The sequence below is a fragment of the Neorhizobium sp. T25_27 genome (assembly GCF_002968565.1).
GTDB lineage: Bacteria > Pseudomonadota > Alphaproteobacteria > Rhizobiales > Rhizobiaceae > Neorhizobium > Neorhizobium tomejilense.
The window spans coordinates 1-16,568 of sequence record NZ_PVBJ01000021.1 but is presented as its reverse complement, the minus strand read 5'-3'; the positions used below and the strand labels follow the sequence as shown (position 1 = coordinate 16,568).

The 16,568-nt window shown below is 63.5% G+C and carries 13 protein-coding genes and 1 pseudogene; 10 read left to right on the top strand and 4 right to left on the bottom strand.

Features of this window, described 5'->3' with window-relative positions; all coding sequences use genetic code 11:
- Nucleotide 1: 1 nt before the first annotated feature.
- From C5J24_RS30745 to C5J24_RS30730, 4 genes are read left to right on the top strand one after another with little or no spacing between them, the layout of a single operon-like run.
- Nucleotides 2-1,183 (top strand): acyl-CoA dehydrogenase family protein, encoded by a 1,182-nt coding sequence (locus tag C5J24_RS30745; protein WP_105423470.1) that lies wholly within the window; start codon nucleotides 2-4, stop codon nucleotides 1,181-1,183.
- A 49-nt stretch (nucleotides 1,184-1,232) separates the two neighbouring features.
- A complete protein-coding gene (locus C5J24_RS30740; RefSeq protein WP_105423468.1) occupies nucleotides 1,233-2,144 on the top strand; it encodes an amino acid--[acyl-carrier-protein] ligase in 912 nt (303 codons plus the stop codon).
- A gap of 4 nt (nucleotides 2,145-2,148) precedes the next feature.
- On the top strand, nucleotides 2,149-3,132 hold the full coding sequence (locus C5J24_RS30735) for a DUF1839 family protein (protein ID WP_105423466.1): 984 nt from the start codon (nucleotides 2,149-2,151) through the stop codon (nucleotides 3,130-3,132).
- Nucleotides 3,129-5,612, top strand: coding sequence for a glycoside hydrolase family 2 protein (locus tag C5J24_RS30730; RefSeq protein WP_105423464.1), 2,484 nt, complete (start codon nucleotides 3,129-3,131; stop codon nucleotides 5,610-5,612). Before C5J24_RS30735 ends, C5J24_RS30730 begins: the two co-directional genes overlap by 4 nt.
- Here C5J24_RS30730 and C5J24_RS30725 read toward each other — a convergent pair.
- Nucleotides 5,580-7,439 (bottom strand): alpha/beta hydrolase, encoded by a 1,860-nt coding sequence (locus C5J24_RS30725; RefSeq protein ID WP_245446873.1) that lies wholly within the window; start codon nucleotides 7,437-7,439, stop codon nucleotides 5,580-5,582. The genes C5J24_RS30730 and C5J24_RS30725 overlap by 33 nt on opposite strands.
- Before the next feature lie 56 nt (nucleotides 7,440-7,495).
- Nucleotides 7,496-7,831 (bottom strand): hypothetical protein, encoded by a 336-nt coding sequence (locus C5J24_RS32805; RefSeq protein ID WP_172724192.1) that lies wholly within the window; start codon nucleotides 7,829-7,831, stop codon nucleotides 7,496-7,498.
- A 91-nt stretch (nucleotides 7,832-7,922) separates the two neighbouring features.
- On the opposite strand from C5J24_RS32805, the gene purU reads away from it, so the two are divergent.
- The 3 genes from purU to C5J24_RS30710 all read left to right on the top strand — a co-directional run bounded on the left by purU (nucleotide 7,923) and on the right by C5J24_RS30710 (nucleotide 12,168).
- The gene (purU, locus tag C5J24_RS30720) at nucleotides 7,923-8,807 is read left to right on the top strand and encodes a formyltetrahydrofolate deformylase (RefSeq protein ID WP_105385067.1); all 885 of its coding nucleotides are present in this window, start codon (nucleotides 7,923-7,925) and stop codon (nucleotides 8,805-8,807) included.
- Between the two features lie 85 nt (nucleotides 8,808-8,892).
- Nucleotides 8,893-11,538 (top strand): aminotransferase class III-fold pyridoxal phosphate-dependent enzyme, encoded by a 2,646-nt coding sequence (locus C5J24_RS30715; RefSeq protein WP_105423462.1) that lies wholly within the window; start codon nucleotides 8,893-8,895, stop codon nucleotides 11,536-11,538.
- 432 nt (nucleotides 11,539-11,970) lie between these two features.
- The gene (locus C5J24_RS30710; RefSeq protein ID WP_007765631.1) at nucleotides 11,971-12,168 is read left to right on the top strand and encodes a hypothetical protein; all 198 of its coding nucleotides are present in this window, start codon (nucleotides 11,971-11,973) and stop codon (nucleotides 12,166-12,168) included.
- A 53-nt stretch (nucleotides 12,169-12,221) separates the two neighbouring features.
- On the opposite strand, the gene C5J24_RS30705 is transcribed toward C5J24_RS30710, so the two are convergent.
- On the bottom strand, nucleotides 12,222-12,458 hold the full coding sequence (locus C5J24_RS30705; RefSeq protein WP_007765628.1) for an Lrp/AsnC ligand binding domain-containing protein: 237 nt from the start codon (nucleotides 12,456-12,458) through the stop codon (nucleotides 12,222-12,224).
- Nucleotides 12,459-12,511: 53 nt separating this feature from the next.
- Nucleotides 12,512-13,450: a LysR family transcriptional regulator gene (locus C5J24_RS30700; RefSeq protein WP_105423460.1), complete on the bottom strand. Its 939-nt coding sequence runs from the start codon at nucleotides 13,448-13,450 to the stop codon at nucleotides 12,512-12,514.
- Nucleotides 13,451-13,548: 98 nt separating this feature from the next.
- Here C5J24_RS30700 and C5J24_RS30695 point away from each other — a divergent pair, with 98 nt between their 5' ends.
- From C5J24_RS30695 to C5J24_RS32800, 3 genes and pseudogenes are all read left to right on the top strand, one after another.
- Nucleotides 13,549-14,832 carry an FAD-binding oxidoreductase gene (locus C5J24_RS30695; RefSeq protein WP_105423458.1) on the top strand — a complete coding sequence of 428 codons (1,284 nt, stop codon included), beginning with the start codon at nucleotides 13,549-13,551 and terminating at the stop codon, nucleotides 14,830-14,832.
- Nucleotides 14,833-14,888: 56 nt separating this feature from the next.
- On the top strand, nucleotides 14,889-16,430 hold the full coding sequence (locus tag C5J24_RS30690) for an aldehyde dehydrogenase family protein (protein ID WP_105423456.1): 1,542 nt from the start codon (nucleotides 14,889-14,891) through the stop codon (nucleotides 16,428-16,430).
- Nucleotides 16,431-16,433: 3 nt separating this feature from the next.
- Nucleotides 16,434-16,568: pseudogene (locus C5J24_RS32800) on the top strand (P1 family peptidase); the annotation flags it as partial.

Sequence of the window (16,568 nt, the reverse complement as noted above, 5' to 3'; positions counted from 1 at the left end):
GATGAGCCTCCCCGCCTTTGCCGCCGACATGAGCCTGAGCGCCCGCGCTCACCGCGTGGCAACCGTAGCGGCCGAATTTGCCGACCGCGTCGATCATGACGGCCGCTTCCCCCGCGAAGCGGTCGATGCCATGAAAGCCGAGCGCCTGATCGGCATCCAGATCCCGGCCGCGTTCGGCGGCGAGAGCGCTTCGATCGCCGAGATCGCCGAGGTCTGCTCCATCCTGGGACAGGCCTGCGCCGCGAGCGCCATGGTTTTCGCCATGCACCAGATTAAGGTTTCGAGCCTCGTGGAGCATGGTGGCGACAGCGAATGGCATAGGGACTTCATGCGCGAGCTTGCCGGCCGCCAGCTTCTCGTCGCTTCCGCGACGACCGAGGGCGGCATCGGCGGCAATATGCGCAACTCCATCTGCGCGATCGAGGTCGAGGGCGACATCTGCCGCCTGACCAAGGATGCGACGGTGATTTCCTACGGCACCTACGCCGATGTGATCATGGTCACCTCCCGCTCCAACGAGAAGGCCGCACCGACCGACCAGGTCATGACCGTCTTCAAGCAAGGCCAGTATACCCTGCAGAAGACCGTCGACTGGGATACGCTCGGCATGCGCGGCACTTGCTCCGACGGCTTCCTCTTCAGGGGCGAGGCGCCGTCCGTCCAGATCTTTCCAAAGCCGTTCGCCGAAATCGCGGCGCAATCGATGCTCGCCACCTCGCATCTCCTCTGGAGCGCGGTCTGGTACGGGATCGCCGCCGATGCGGTACTGCGCGCCCAGGCCTTCGTGCGCGCCGCCGCCCGCAAGGCCGGCGGCACCCAGCCGCCCGGCGCGCTGAGGCTCGCCGAAGCCTCGAACCTGCTGCAGCTTCTCAAGGCCGGTATCCTCTCCGGCCTCAGGATCTACGCGGATGCCAAGGCGGATCACGACCAGCTGTCGTCCATGGCGTTTTCGATCGCCATGAACAACGTCAAGCTGGCTTCCTCCGAGACGATCCTGACCATCATCAACCAGGCGATGATCATCTGCGGCATCATGGGCTACAAGAACGGCACGCCCTACAGTCTCGGCCGGCATCTGCGCGACGCGCATTCCGCCCAGCTGATGATTTCCAACGACCGCATCCTCGGCAATACGTCGACCATGCTGCTCGTTCAGAAACCGGACACCAGCCTGCTCGGCTGACGCCCCGATCATTTCATATGTAAACCATTGAAAAGAATGAGGTAAAGCCATGGACATGCAAGTTTCATTTCTCGACCGCCTGTTCGATGCAGGCCTGCTGATCGAGACGGGCGTCGACGGATTGTATGGCCGCAGCGGCCAGTTCGAAGACGTCATCGCCGCCTTCGAACGATTGATCGACCAGGTCGGCGGGGGCGACGGTGCCGAGGCGATGCGCTTCCCGCCGGGCATGAACCGCGCCTTCTTCGAGACCAGCGGCTATATGAAGAGCTTCCCGCAGCTCGCCGGCACGGTGCATTCGTTCTGCGGCAACGAACTCGACCATATGAGCCTGCTGAAATGCATGGAAGTCGGCGAGGAGGACTGGACCAAGGGCCAGGAAGCGACCGACATCGTGCTGACGCCCGCGGCCTGCTATCCGCTCTATCCGACCGTTGCGCGGCGCGGCAGCCTGCCCGCCGGCGGCGCTCTGTTCGACCTGCAGAGCTACTGCTTCCGCCATGAGCCCTCCAAGGATCCGGCCCGCCAGCAGCTTTTCCGCATGCGCGAATATGTCTGCATGGGCACGGAGAGCCACGTCACCGACTTCCGACAGCTGTGGATGGATCGCGGCGTCGAGATGATGAAGTCGCTCGGCCTCGAGGTGGAGATTGACATCGCCAACGACCCGTTCTTCGGCCGCGCCGGCAAGATGCTGGTCAACAACCAGCGCGACCAGAACCTGAAGTTCGAGCTCCTGATCCCGATCACCTCCGTCGCCAAGCCGACCGCCTGCATGAGCTTCAACTATCATCAGGACAGTTTCGGCCTGAAATGGGGCCTCAACCTGGAGGACGGCAGCGTCGCTCACACGGCCTGCGTTGGTTTCGGCCTTGAACGCATCGCGCTTGCGCTCTTCCACACCCATGGTCTGGACGTAAAAGAGTGGCCGGGCTCCGTCCGCGCCACGCTCTGGGGCTGATCCAATGACGGCGGTATTTCCGGCGCTCGATCCGGCAAACTACAGGACGCATGCGCTGCATTCGGCCGAGCGCATGTGGCCGGAGACGAATTGTTACGTCGATCTGTGGATAGAGGTGCTTTCGGCGCAGGGCCTGCCGCCGGAAGCCATGCTCGGTTTCACCCTGACCCAGGATTTCGAGGGCGACCAGTTCACCTTCTTCAAGGTGCCGCTCGAAGACCTCGAGACCCTGTTCGGTATTCGCGTAACCGAACTGGCGATCTTCGACCGGCCGGAATGGCATGTTACGGAGCAGATCCGCCGCGGCCGGCTGACGCTGCTCGAACTCGACAGCTTTTATCTGCCCGATACGCGCGGCGTCGCCTATCGCCAGGAACACGGCAAGACGACGGTCGCGATCAACCGGCTGGACCTCGAACGCCGCGAGCTCGACTATTTCCACAATGGCGGCTTCTTCACCCTTTCCGGCGAGGATTTCGATGGCCTGTTCCAGTTGAACGCCGGCCCGACGGCGCTGCCCTTCCTGCCCTATACCGAATTCGCCAAGTTCCCCGCCGCCTATCCGGATGCGAGGGAAATTCGCGAAACCGCCTGGAAGCTGCTCAGGCATCATTTTCCCCGGCGGCCGGAGGACAATCCCATCCGTGCGTTCGGCAAAGTCTTCCCGGCGCAGGTGGAGCGGATCGCCGAGAGGGATTTCGGCTTCTTTCACAAATACGCGTTCAACACGCTCCGGCAGATCGGCGCCAATTTCGAGCTGCTGGCGAGCCATCTCGCCTGGCTGAACCACAAGGCGTTCGCCCAGCCTGAACGGCAGGCGCTGAGGATTTCGGAAGTGGCAAAATCCACCCAGTTCCAGCTTGCCCGCGCCCTGACCCGCAAGAAGTTCGAACCGCTGGCAACAGCGCTCGATCCGGCCGCCGACGCCTGGGACCTGCTGATGGGGGACCTGGCGTCGACGCTGAGCCACGCCCGCGAGGCCGCGTGAGCCTTCTTATCCCGATCGGATCAAGGACCAGCCCTCTTGCCGAGGGCTGGTCCTTGGCATTGACGGAGCCCGGCGCCTGCTCCCTGCCGTCCGATCTTCCTCCGGACCTGGAATTCCTCCCGGCCATGGTACCCGGCACGGTCGCCGCCGCCCTGGAGGCTGCAGGCCGCTTCGACCGCCACAATCCCGAGCCGCTGATCGGCAGGGATGCCTGGTATCGCTGCCTGCTGGCCGGTGAAGCGCCCGGACCGGCGATCCTGCGGTTTGCCGGGCTTGCGACTGTCGCCGATGTGTTTCTCGGCGAGACGCTGATCCTGTCCTCGACAAGCATGTTCGAAAGCCACGATGTCGCCGTGGAACTGACCGGCACCGAAACCCTGTCGATCTGCTTTCGAGCCCTGAAACCGCATCTGGAAAAGACCGGGCCTCGTGCCCGCTGGCGTCCGCGGCTGATGAACAGCCAAGGTCTCCGCCTGATCCGCACGACCGCACTTGGCTTCATGCCGGGATGGTGTCCGGAGGTTCATGCGGTGGGACCCTGGCGGCCGGTTTCGGTGATGCGCATCGCCGATAACCGCTTGGCTTCGCCCCCCTCATCCGGCCCTGCGGGCCACCTTCTCCCCGCCGGGGAGAAGAGGGAGCTCACCATCTCCGCCGAGCTCGATGAAAGCGAAGCAGGCCTTCTCAAGGTCAGCTTTGCCTTTGACGGACCGTCCCACGATCTCCGTCTCGTCTGCAATGGCAGAGAGACCCATTTTACAAATGACGGCGGCCGATATTCGGCCGAGCTTCACCTGCCGGGAATAGAACCCTGGTGGCCGCATACCCATGGCGCGCCAGCGCTTTACGACGTGGCGCTCAAGGTCGATGGCGAAGAATATCCGGTCGTCCGGACCGGCTTCCGCAACCTGAAGGTCGATCGTGGCACGGACGGCGACGATTTCGCGGTCATCGTCAACGGCGAGAAGATATTCTGCCGCGGTGCCGTCTGGACCTCCGCCGATGTCGTCAATCTGCCGGGCGATCGCGCCGGCTATGAGCCTTGGCTCAGGCTCGCGAAAGACGCGGGCATGAACATGATCCGCATTCCGGGCATCGCCACCTATGAAAGCCCGGCGTTCTTCGCGCTGTGCGACGAGCTCGGCCTGCTGGTCTGGCAGGACCTGATGCTTGCCAATTTCGACTATCCGGCGGGCGATCCGGATTTCGTGATTCACGTGAAAACGGAAGTCGGGCAGTTCCTGGCGGCGACGCAGGCTTCGCCGTCGCTTGCGGTCCTTTGCGGCGGCAGCGAAATCTATCAGCAGGGCGCCATGTTGGGCCTGCCGGAACGGATCTGGAAAGGTCCGCTCTGCGAGGAAATCCTTCCGGCCTTGGCTGCCGATTGGCGGCCGGACCTGCCCTATGTGGCGAACTCGCCTTCCGGCGGCGCCCTGCCTTTCTACCCGAATGCCGGCGTCGCCCATTATTACGGGGTCGGCGCCTACAAGCGGCCGCTCGAGGATGCGCGGCGGGCAAACATCCGTTTCGCAGCCGAATGCCTGGCGTTCTCAAACCTCTCCGATTCGGAAACGCTGGCCGGCGGCAAATCCGGAATCCCGCGTGATGCCGGCGTGGACTGGGATTTCGAGGACGTTCGCGATCACTACCTCGGCGCGCTTTACGATGCCGATCCGCAGACGTTGCGTGCGCAGCAGCCGGAACGATATCTCGTCCTCTCCCGCGCCGTGACCGGAGAGGTGATCGAAACCGCCTTCGCCGAATGGCGCCGGCCCGGCTCGACCTGCAACGGCGCGCTGACCTTCACCTTCCAGGATGTCATGCCAGGTCCCGGCTGGGGCGTGGTTGGCGTCAACTGCGTGCCGAAACCTGCCTGGTTCGCGCTGAAGCGGGCCTTCCGCCCGGTCCAGGCCGTATTTGCCGACGAAGGCACCAACGGGCTGGATATCCACCTTCTCAATGAAACGCCCACCGACCTGCCGGTGGTTCTCGAACTCGCCTGCCTGCGGGACGGCAGGATGGCAGTGGTTTCAGGCCGCCGAGAACTGACGCTTACCTCTCGCAGCAGCGAGAGCATCGCCTCGACCGATCTGTTCGGCGCCTTCTTCGACACCAACTACGCCTACCGTTTCGGCCCGCCCTCCCACGACGTGACGGTCGCGCGGCTGAAACATGCGCAAACGGGGGAGATTGTCGCGGAGGCTTTCCATTTCCCGCTCGGACGCGCCCACGCTTTCCACGATGCGGAGATTGCGGTTTCGGTCGCAGAGGGCGACGGAGAGTTCTGGCTGGAGCTTTCGACGGATAGTTTTGCGCAGTCGGTCAGCATCGAATGTGCCGGTTATCGCCCCTCCGACAATGGCTTTCACCTGGCGCCCGGCGCAATCAGGCGCATCCGCCTTGCCGTACTCCCAGAGGCCGCCGGCAGACCCGGCGGCACGATCCGTTCACTCGGCGGCGATCGAATCCTGCGTTTTTGAATAGGCGAGTTCTTCCAGCGGAAAGCGGAAGGCCATTTGCCTGAGAGCCTTGAGATAGGCAGCTCGGGCATGCTCCGGCGTCAGATTGTGGTCGGCATCCGGAATGATTTCCGCCGAGACATTGGGGAAACGGCTCAAGCCGACCCCGTCATGGCCAAAATAGAAGTCGTATTGTTCGAGACCGAGATCGTTTTCGCTATAGATCAGCGAGATGGAGGTGCCGCGCTGGTGGAGGGTGCGGAAAGCGCCGTAGATCGCCCGACCCTCGGGCAGGAAACCACGAAAGGCATGCAGGATCTTGTGCTTGGCCCGATTGCCGAGGCTCTTCGCGATATTGCGGGCCGCGGCAATGGTATCGACCTCGCCTCGGATGATGCGCTTGAACGTTTCGGCTCGCAGGGCCCGTCTGCGATAGTCCTGCAGGCTGCGCGTGCCGTTGACGATCGCATCCTCGACCGAACGGCCAGGCGACCAGTGAAACACGGCGGGATTGACGGATACATTGCCGGCGATGCGCGGTTCGGCGACCGAGGCCTGGAAGCCGAGATAGGCACCGCTGCAGCGGCCTGCGGTGACGACCGGCGTAAGGCGGCGGCTTTGGAGAAAGTCGATCGCCGCCGTTACATCGGCGTTTTGGCTGGAATGATAAAGGACCTGCTCCGGCCGGCCCGGCACCGGCGGGCTATCTCCCGCATTGGCCGTATCGAAACGCAGTGAAGGAATGCCGGAGCGCGCCAGCGACCGGGCCAGCGCCACCGTCGAGCGGCCCCAGCCGGCATGCCTGTCATAGGCCGATGTCAGGAAAAGCACCGTAGCGCCGGCGCGGCCGTGGTTCGGCTCGCAGAGGACCCCGAACAGCCGATCATCGAGGCCGAAACGAACCGGAGTTTCTGTGAAACCGTCACCGACAAGCGGTTCCGCCTGCACCGGCGGGCGGTGTGCCGCGGAGATTGCCTCCGCGGGTAAGGCAGCGATCCAGTCAGCCAGCTTGTTCGCCACCGGGAGCGGCAGTCTCGCAATCGCCGGATTGGAGACCAGCTGGTCGTAACCTTCGAAAGCCTGCTCGGTCACATCCGCCCCGAGCGCCCGGAGCCGCGCGGCGAATTGCGTATCGGCCGGCCGGTCGGCCCGTCCGACCACCAGAACGCGCGGCGCGGCCTGCCGATCGATCATCAGCAGATTGACCTTGCGAACCTCGTCGGCGATCTGGCCGGGCATGGTGAGGGAAGCGATGGACACGCCGGTCTTGTCGCGCTGCTCGTCGGCAAGGCCCAGATTTTCGTCCACCACTTTGGACCAGACCGCAAGCTCGCGAATATGCAGGCGACCGGAAACGACCGGCGCCATATAGGCGATGCCGGCCAGATCTTCGAGCCTGTCGGCGGCCTTGGTCGCGACGACGGCCCCCAGACCTTGGCAAACGAGGACGATCCGCTCGCAACCGGAAAGCGCCTTGAGATGCGCGGCAGCAGAGACGAGGCTGTCGGACCAGACGGAAAGCCCGCCCTCGAAGTCGAGGTCGTCAAGCGCATCGCCGGTACCGGGATAATCGAACCGCAGGCTGGCAATGCCGCGATCGGCAAGCTTTTCCGAAATGATGCGCCAGAACTTGCGCGTGCACATTTCCTCCAGTCCCCAGGGGCTGGCAAACAGTACGGCCACGCCGGACGGCGCGGTTCCCGCGGACGGTGGCGTGAAAAGCCCGACGGTGCCGTCGAACGTCAGCGGTTGCGAAGCCGCGCGTTGAGGCAGGGGCGAGGTTTCCCCGGCGGCCGGGGATTTATGTCGAGCGTCCATCATGGTCGTGCCGGCAGTTTTCTTGATCACTGCGCCAGCAATACCTCCGGCCTTGCTTCCAGGCGCTTAAACTATCCGGCGCAATTTTACCGATCGCAGCTGGATTGTTCCGAAAAGACGCGGGAGAGAACCTGCATCTGCGGCCGGTCGCCGCTTTTGGTCGGCTGGATGTTGAGCGGCTCGTTTTCCGGCCACCATTCGCCGCCGGCACAATAGGACCAGCCGCAACCTGCCACCATAACCTTGGCAAATGCGAATCGTTGCCGAAGCGCTCCCGCGGCGGTGATGCGCGCGCCGACGGCGCAAAAGGAACGGAATTTTGGGTGGCTGGCTTTAAGGTCGGCAGGTAAGAAGCTCATCTGGACAGACAAACAAGACGGGCTGTACACATTCCAGAACCAAGACTGGGCCTCGCCGGGCATTTTCCCGTCCTACGTGGGGTCGGATATTGTCCGGCACCAATTTTATGTATACACGGAGTGGCCGACCGATGGCAGAGGAGGGAGAATTTGCATGAATAACTATGTCCTGACCGTATCCTGCAAGACGACACGCGGCATTGTCGCGGCGATTTCCGGCTTTCTGGCGGAAAAGGGTTGCAACATCATCGACAGTTCGCAGTTCGATGACCTCGACACGGGCAAGTTCTTCATGCGCGTCAGCTTCCTCTCCGAAGAAGGCGCCGAACGTCCGGCACTGCTCGAAGGCTTTAAGCCGATTGCCGACCGGTTCGAGATGGAATGGGAGATCTTCGACACCGAAGAGCGCATGAAAGTGCTGCTGATGGTGTCGCGTTTCGGCCATTGCCTCAACGACCTGCTCTACCGCTGGAAGATCGGCGCCCTGCCGATCAACATCGTCGGCGTCGTGTCCAACCATTTCGACTACCAGAAGCTCGTGGTCAACAACGACATTCCTTTCCACCACATCAAGGTCACGAAGGAAAACAAGCCGCAGGCCGAAGCCCAGCTTCTCGATCTGGTCGAGCAGAGCGGCACCGAACTCATCGTGCTGGCCCGCTACATGCAGGTCCTGTCCGACAGCCTCTGCAAGAAGATGTCCGGCAAGATCATCAACATCCACCACTCCTTCCTTCCGTCGTTCAAGGGCGCCAACCCCTACAAGCAGGCCTATACCCGCGGCGTGAAGCTGATCGGGGCCACGGCCCACTACGTCACTGCCGACCTCGACGAAGGCCCGATCCTCGAGCAGGACACGGTGCGCATCACCCATGCGCAGTCGGCCGACGACTATGTTTCGCTCGGCCGCGACGTCGAAAGCCAGGTCCTGGCGCGCGCCATCCACGCCCATATCCATCACCGCACCTTCATCAACGGCAACCGCACCGTCGTCTTCCCGCCGAGCCCCGGCTCCTACGCTTCGGAGCGCATGGGCTGAGGCTCATCCAAAGTCGGTAGAAAGGCCTATGGACGCAGGCCTTTAACGCTCTATCCTCTTCGGAAGCGCCCTTCCGGAGAGGTTCATGTCCGACATACTGCCCGAACTCATCGAGCCTCCTGCAAATGACGTTCCGATCGAAGCGATCGAGGACGTTCTACGTGACCATTACGGGCTTTCCGGGCAGATCTTCCCGATCGAGGGCCGGCAAAACCCCTATTTCCTGATCGACAACGGCCACATGCGCTACCTGCTCAAGGTGGCGCCCGCCGAAGGACCTCTCGAGGAGATCGAGGCTGAACACGCCCTGATGCGCCATATCCTGCGCAGCCCGGACGGGCCGCGGGTTCCCGAGCCGGTGGTGACCAAAGATGGCGGCGATACGCTCGTCCTGCCGCTCGGCGGTGAAGACCGGCGCATCCGGCTCCTCACCTTTCTCGACGGTACGGCCCCGCCAAGTGGCGAGAAACTGCCGGACCAGGCCGTGGCAGCCTTCGGGGCAATCTCCGCAGCACTTGCAAAAAGCCTGCTGGATTTCGAACATCCGGTCCTGCAGCGCGAACCGGAAGGGGACCTGCGCAAGGCCGGCCCGCAGACGGTCACGCTTCTCTCCGCCGTCGCCGACCAGGAAATCCGCGACGTCATCGCCAAGGCGATGGTGACGGCGCTGCGGCGCATCCAGCCGCTCGGCCCGAGCCTGAGGATCGCGGCGGCGCATCAGAACATCAACGGCGAAACCGTCGTCGGCGAGGATACGGACGGCGCATGGCTGCCGACCGGCGTGACGGACTTCACCGGCATTTCCAACGGCTGGCTGGTCGCCGGTTTCGCCAATACCTGCGCCTATCTGCTCGCCGACCGTGACGGCGATCCCTTCGCGCTGCTGCCGGCGATCCGCGCCTATCACGACATCTACCCATTCACCCTGAACGAACTCGAGGCGCTGTGGCCGCTGGTCGTCGCCCGCACCGGCATTCTCGCCGCCGAAGCCGAAAGCCGTCAGACCGGATCATCCGACGACCCGCAAGCCGGGGAAGACGCGGAGAAACGCCGCGCCGTCCTGAACGCCGCAGCCTCCGTTGCACCGGCACAGGTGCTTGCGGCCATCCTTGATGCGACGGGCATGGAAAAACAGCTGCCGGAGATCGGCCGCCTCCTGCCCGATATCGACCCGGAAACTTTCCGGCTGGTGGATTTGAGCGTCACCAGCCCGCTTCTTTACGGCGGAAACTGGACGGATGCCGACAATGACTGGAAGCTGCTTGCCCACATCGCCCGGGAGACCGGCCGCGCCAGCACCCGCTACGGCGAATACCGGCTTTCGAAAAGCAGCACCGATCCGCAGCAGGAACCGGAAAGTTTCGCGCTTCACGTCGATGCCTGCATACCCGCCCGGATGCCGGCGGTGGCGCCCTTTGCGGGTACGCTGAAAGCCGCCGGACCCCGCCTCGTCCTTGTCGGCCGCGACCTGACCCTGCATGTCGAAGGCCTCGAATGCACGCTGGCCGAAGAGACCGAGCTCGCCGCGGGCGACCCGCTTGGCGTCATCGCGGGGACCGAAAATTCCGTCGGCGGCCTGCGCCTCAGGTTCTGCCTCGATGCGGATCTCGTGCCGCCGCTCTTCTGCAAGCCGACCGAGGTGGGCACGTGGGCGAGATTGTGCCCTTCGCCGTCGGCGCTGCTCGGTATCGACGCGAATGCCCCGGCGCCGAAATATCCTGACCAGCCCGCCCGCGGCTGGAGGGAATACCTCTTCGACGCGACGGGTCGCAGCGCCCTCGATCTTACCGGCCAGGCGCCGCTGATCGGCTACGGACATCCGCGCCTTGCCGCCGCGACCTACCGCCAGACCATCCTCCTCAACCGCGCCGCAGGCCATCCATCAGAATCGGAAGAGGCTCTGCGCGCACAACTGGCCGAGCTTGCGCCCGAAGGGCTGAGCCATGTCTTTTTTGTCTCTGGCCGTGCGGAGGCGCTGGATCTCGCCTTCAGGCTTGCCCGCAGCCATACCAACAAGCGTGGCATCATCGGCCTGCTGGGGCTGCGGACGGACCGGCGGGATCCGGACTTCTTCGCTGTTCCATCCGTTGGAACGGCAACCGACATGATCCACGATCTCGATGATGTCGCTGCAGTGCTGGCCCAAGGTTATGGCGAGGCCGCGAACCTGGACGAGCCCTTGACGGAACTTCGGCAGAAGGCCGGCCTGCTGATCGTCGACGAAACCGGAACCGGTTATGGCCGCCTCGGCCACCACACCTGGGGCTTTTCGCACCGGGGGCTCGCGCCGGACATCATGTTTGTGGACGGGCCGGACGGCGGCGCTCCGTCGTTTCTGATGACACGGCCCGAGATCGCCGCAAACCTCCCCTCGGACCAGCACCCGCAGGCGATCTGCCCCGTCAGGGCAGCCTCCGCCATCGCGGCGCTCGACGTCATCCGCGAGGAACAAATGCGCGAGAATACGCGCGAGATCGGCAGCCATCTGAAGACACGGCTTGAAAGCCTGGCCGAACGTTTTCCCGCGATCTCCGCCGTATCGGGGAGCGGGCTGCTGCTGGTCATCGATCTCGCCGACGACGCAGCGGACCTCGGCGAACGGCTGCGACCCGGCATTGTCGCGGATATCGGCACTCCCAGACGCCTCGTCCTGCGTCCGCCGCTGTGCTTCAGCCGCCAAAGCGCGGACGGGCTGGTGGATCGGATCGAGACCCTGCTCTCGGAAATTTGAGGTGGCCGATCCGGTCGTTGCAGGAAATTTTCCACCGTCGATCCTTGCTTGAGTGGAAAAGCCACCTATCTCTGGGCTGACGGGCGGTAGCCAAGAATCGCGAATGAAATTTCACAATTCGGCCTTCTTCCTGTCATCAGTCGGAAAAAAATTCTAGGTAGACTGATTTTCGTTGATCATTTTGTGGGATTCGCCTACAGATGATTTTCGTTCGGCCTGCTGAGTCTGGCTGATTTTCGCGCAACACCGTGAAGGGAGAGTGACATGTTTAAATTCATCCGCGTCGCCGCCTTTGGTGAGGCCGCGTTCAAAATGAATGGCACGGATCGCCGCTCCCTTCCGTGCTGTCGAATGTAACGCTTCAGTTCAATCGTTCCTGAAAATTTTCATTCGCCAGAGCTGCGTCGCAAGCAGCCAAAGCGGGAGTCTGCCATGCAGAAGCAAGTAATCGAGTTCGGCGGCGAGCCCGTCGGTATTGTCATTCCTGACGCGGACCGGCTGAAGTTCATCGCCGTGAAATTCCATGTCATCGATCTGGACGAGCAGCGTTTCGGCTCTGCCGACGAAGTGCGTCTTGCCATCCGCGAGCTGGTTCGCTCGCGCAACAGCGCCTCTGCGGCGCATGTATGATATTTCTTAAATTCAATTCCAAAAGCCGCCCTTGTGGCGGCTTTTTTTTGCGCTCAGAACGCAGTGAAGGTCATCGTCGTCAGCGAACGTTCGATGCCCGGGATCGACGCGATCTTCTCGTTCACGAACCGGCCGATCTCGTCGTTGTCCTTGATATAGACCTTCAGCAGCAGGTCCCAGTCGCCGCTGGTCGAATAAAGTTCGGACGCGAGCTCGGTCTTGTAGATGGCGTCGGCAACCTCGTAGGTCTTGCCGGGCTTGCAGCGGAGTTGGACGAAAATAGGTTTCATGGACGTCTTCCCGTCGGTCGGATCGCCTGAGCGATCATGATGGACATGTCCGACTATTGGCCGATGCCGCCGCCGTTCGCAAGCGCATCCTGGCGATTCTCGTCGCGATGAATTTCGTCGGTGATCCAGTCCCGAAAGGCGGCAAGCGGCGGATAGGTCGCCCGGTCGGGCGGATAGGCGAGATGATATTGCCCGGTCTCCATCTTCTCGGCCTCCACGGCGGGCACCAGCAGGCCCTGTTCCAGCTCCCGGCCGATCAGGAACCGCGGCAGCAGAGCCGCACCGAGGCCGGCGGTCGCCGCCTCCACCATGGTCATGAACTGGTCGAACAGCATGCCGTGCAGCCCGTCGAAGACGATCCGGTTCCTGGAAAACCACAATTCCCAGGCATCCGGCCTCGTGTTGAGATGCAGCAGAGGCGCCCGAAGCACGTCCGCCCGCGTTTGAAGATGATGCTTGGTCTTGAAGGCCGGGCTGCAGGCCGGCACGACTTCCTCATCCATGAGAAAGGTGAGCGTGGCGCCCGGCCAGCGGGCAGAGCCGAAATGGATCGCGGCATCCAGCGTATCGAACCGGAAATCGAAAGGCTCGAGCCGCGTGATGAGATTGATCACCATGCCCGGATGCGCTTCCAGGAAGCGGCCGATACGCGGGGTCAGCCATCGCGTGCCGAAAAACGGCAGGACCGCGAGGTTCAGCGTGCCGCCGGAGGGATTGGCCCTGAGATTGAGGGAGGCATGCGAAATGCGCCTGAGCGCCTCCCGCACCTCGCGGGCATACCCGTCGCCGGCAAGCGTCAACCGGATCGTCTGCCGTTCGCGCAGGAACAAAGCCACCCCGAGCTGTCTTTCCAGCGCCGAAATCTGGCGGCTGACGGCGCTCTGGGTCAGGCCGAGCTCGTTTGCCGCCGCCGTGACGCTGCCGGTGCGGGCAGCCGCCTCGAAGGCGGAGAGCAGCGAGAATGACGGAAGAAAGCGCCGGGGCGGCAGCATGTCATTCCTCCAGCGAATGATCTGTTGAGAACATGTCGATATTCATCGATAACGGCTCCCTGTAAAGAGTTGGCGACCAACACTCCCGGACAATCATCATGCTGAACGATCCCCGCTCTCACGGCCTCTGGGAAAAGACCGCCCCCGCCCCGCCGCTCACCACCCGGCTGGAGGAGGCGATATCGGCCGATGTGGTGATTGTCGGCGGCGGATATACGGGGCTCTCGACCGCGCTGCATCTTGCGCAAGCGGGGACCAATGTCGTGCTGCTCGAGGCAGCCGAGATCGGTTTCGGAGGCGCCGGCCGCAATGTCGGCCTCATCAATGCCGGCATGTGGGTGATGCCCGACGATTTCCCCAAGGAACTCGGCCCGGTCTACGGCGAACGCCTGCTCGACCTGCTCGGCAACGGCCCCGCTCTCGTCCGCGAGCTGATCGACAAACACGCCATTGCCTGCGAGCTCGAAAAGAACGGCACGCTGCATTGTGCCGTTGGCCCGGAAGGGCTGAAGGAACTGGAGGAGCGCGCCCGGCAATGGCAGGCGCGCGGCGCGCCGGTGACTTTGCTCGATGCCGCCGAGACGGAACGGCGTGTCGGTTCCACCGCCTATTCCGGATCGCTGCTCGACATGCGCGCCGGAACGCTGCAGCCGCTCGCCTATGCGCGTGGTCTTGCCCATGCGGCGGTGAATGCCGGCGCCAAGCTCCATACCGGCAGCGCGGTCACCGGCACCGGTGAGATCGACGGCCGAAAATTCGTCAAGACCGCTTTCGGCCAGGTCACCGCCGACTGGGTGATCGTCGCAACCGATGCCTACAGCACAGGCCCCTGGGAAGAGGTGCGGCGCGAGCAGGTGCACCTGCCCTATTTCAACCTCGCCACCACGCCGCTCAGCGACAACCTGCGCCGCTCCATCCTTGCCGGGCGAGAGGGTTGCTGGGACACGAAGGAAATCCTCTCTTCCTTCCGCATGGATCAGGCAGGCAGGCTGGTCTTCGGCTCGGTCGGCGCCTTGCGTGGAACAGGTACGGCGATCCACAAGAGCTGGGCTCGGCGCTCGCTGAAGCGCATCTTCCCGCAGCTCGGCGAGGTGGAATTCGAGGCCGAGTGGTACGGCAAGATCGGCATGACCGACAACGCTTTGCCCCGCCTCCACAAATTCGGCCGCAACACGATCGGTTTTTCGGGCTATAACGGCCGGGGTATCGCGCCCGGCACGACGTTCGGCAAGCTGCTTGCAAAACATATCCTCGGGGAGGTCTCCGAGGCCGATCTGCCGCTGCCGCTTTCTAACCCGCAGGAACCGGCCTTCCGCGCCATCAAGGAAGCCTATTACGAAGCGGGCGCACAGGTCGCCCATTTCGCCGGCGAGCGGTTCTGATTGCGAAACCGCCACCGATTTGTAGATTGACGAAAATTACACATCCGGAGACTGACATGACGCTCGCCACACTCGATCTCGCCGCTGAGGTGAAAAACATTCTGGGCGGTCTCGGCGTAAAGGCCGAAAGTTATACCGGCGGCACGCTCGCCGTCCGTTCGCCGATCACCGGCAAAGAGATCGGCAAGCTGCCGGAAGAAACCGCCGCAGGCGCCGCAAAGGCGGTCGACGCTGCCCACGCGGCCTTTCTCGAATGGCGGCTGGTGCCGGCCCCAAAGCGCGGCGAACTGATCCGACTGCTCGGCGAGGAACTGCGCGCAGCCAAGACCGCACTCGGCCGACTGGTGTCGATCGAAGTCGGCAAGGTCACCTCCGAAGGCCTCGGCGAAGTGCAGGAAATGATCGACATCTGCGATTTCGCGGTCGGCCTCTCCCGCCAGCTCTACGGCCTGACCATCGCCACCGAACGCTCCGAACACCGGATGATGGAAACCTGGCATCCGCTCGGCGCCATCGGCATCATTTCCGCCTTCAATTTCCCGGTCGCCGTCTGGTCCTGGAACGCGGCGCTCGCGATCGTCTGCGGCAATTCCACCGTCTGGAAGCCGTCGGAAAAGACGCCGCTGACCGCGCTCGCTACCCAGGCGATCTTCGAAAAGGCACTCGCCCGCTTCGTCGACGACGGCGGAAAGGCCCCGAAGAACCTTTCGACCGTCCTGATCGGCGGCCGCGATATCGGCGAAGTGCTGGTCGACCATGACAAGATCCCGCTGGTTTCCGCGACCGGCTCCACGGCCATGGGCCGCGCCGTCGGACCGCGGCTGGCGACGCGCTTCGCCCGCTCGCTGCTGGAACTCGGTGGCAACAATGCCGCGATCGTCGCCCCGACCGCCGATCTCGACCTGACGCTCCGCGGTGTCGCCTTCGCCGCCATGGGCACCGCCGGCCAGCGCTGCACCTCGCTGCGTCGCCTCTTCGTGCATGACAGCGTCTATGAAACGCTGGTGCCGCGCCTCGCCAAGGCCTACCAGTCGGTGACGATCGGCAGCCCGTTCGAAAACGGCAACCTCGTCGGCCCGCTGATCGACAAGGCCGCTTACGACAAGATGCAGAAGGCGCTGGAAGCCGCCAAGGCCGAAGGCGGCAAGGTGACCGGCGGCGAACGCGTTCACCAGAACGAGGCGGCCGACGCCTATTACGTCCGCCCGGCGATCGTCGAAATGCCGGCCCAGTCCGGGCCGGTCAAGGACGAGACCTTCGCTCCGATCCTCTACGTGATGAAATATTCGAGCTTCGACGAGGCGCTCGCCCTGCACAATGACGTGCCGCAGGGCCTTTCCTCCTCGATCTTCACCAACGACATGCGCGAGGCGGAAACCTTCGTCTCCGCCCGCGGCTCCGATTGCGGCATCGCCAACGTCAATATCGGCCCTTCAGGCGCCGAAATCGGCGGTGCGTTCGGCGGCGAGAAGGAAACCGGCGGCGGCCGAGAATCCGGCTCCGACGCATGGCGGGTCTACATGCGCCGCGCCACCAATACGCTGAACTACGGCCGCACCCTGCCGCTCGCGCAGGGCGTCAAGTTCGACATCGAATAACCGATGGCCGATACGCTGAACCTGCTGACCGACATCGAGGGCGTGGCCGTCGGCCATGCCACCGATCTTGCCTTGGGGTCGGGCGTCACGGCGATCATCTTCGACGAACCGGCAATCGCCTCCGGCTCCGTCCTCGGG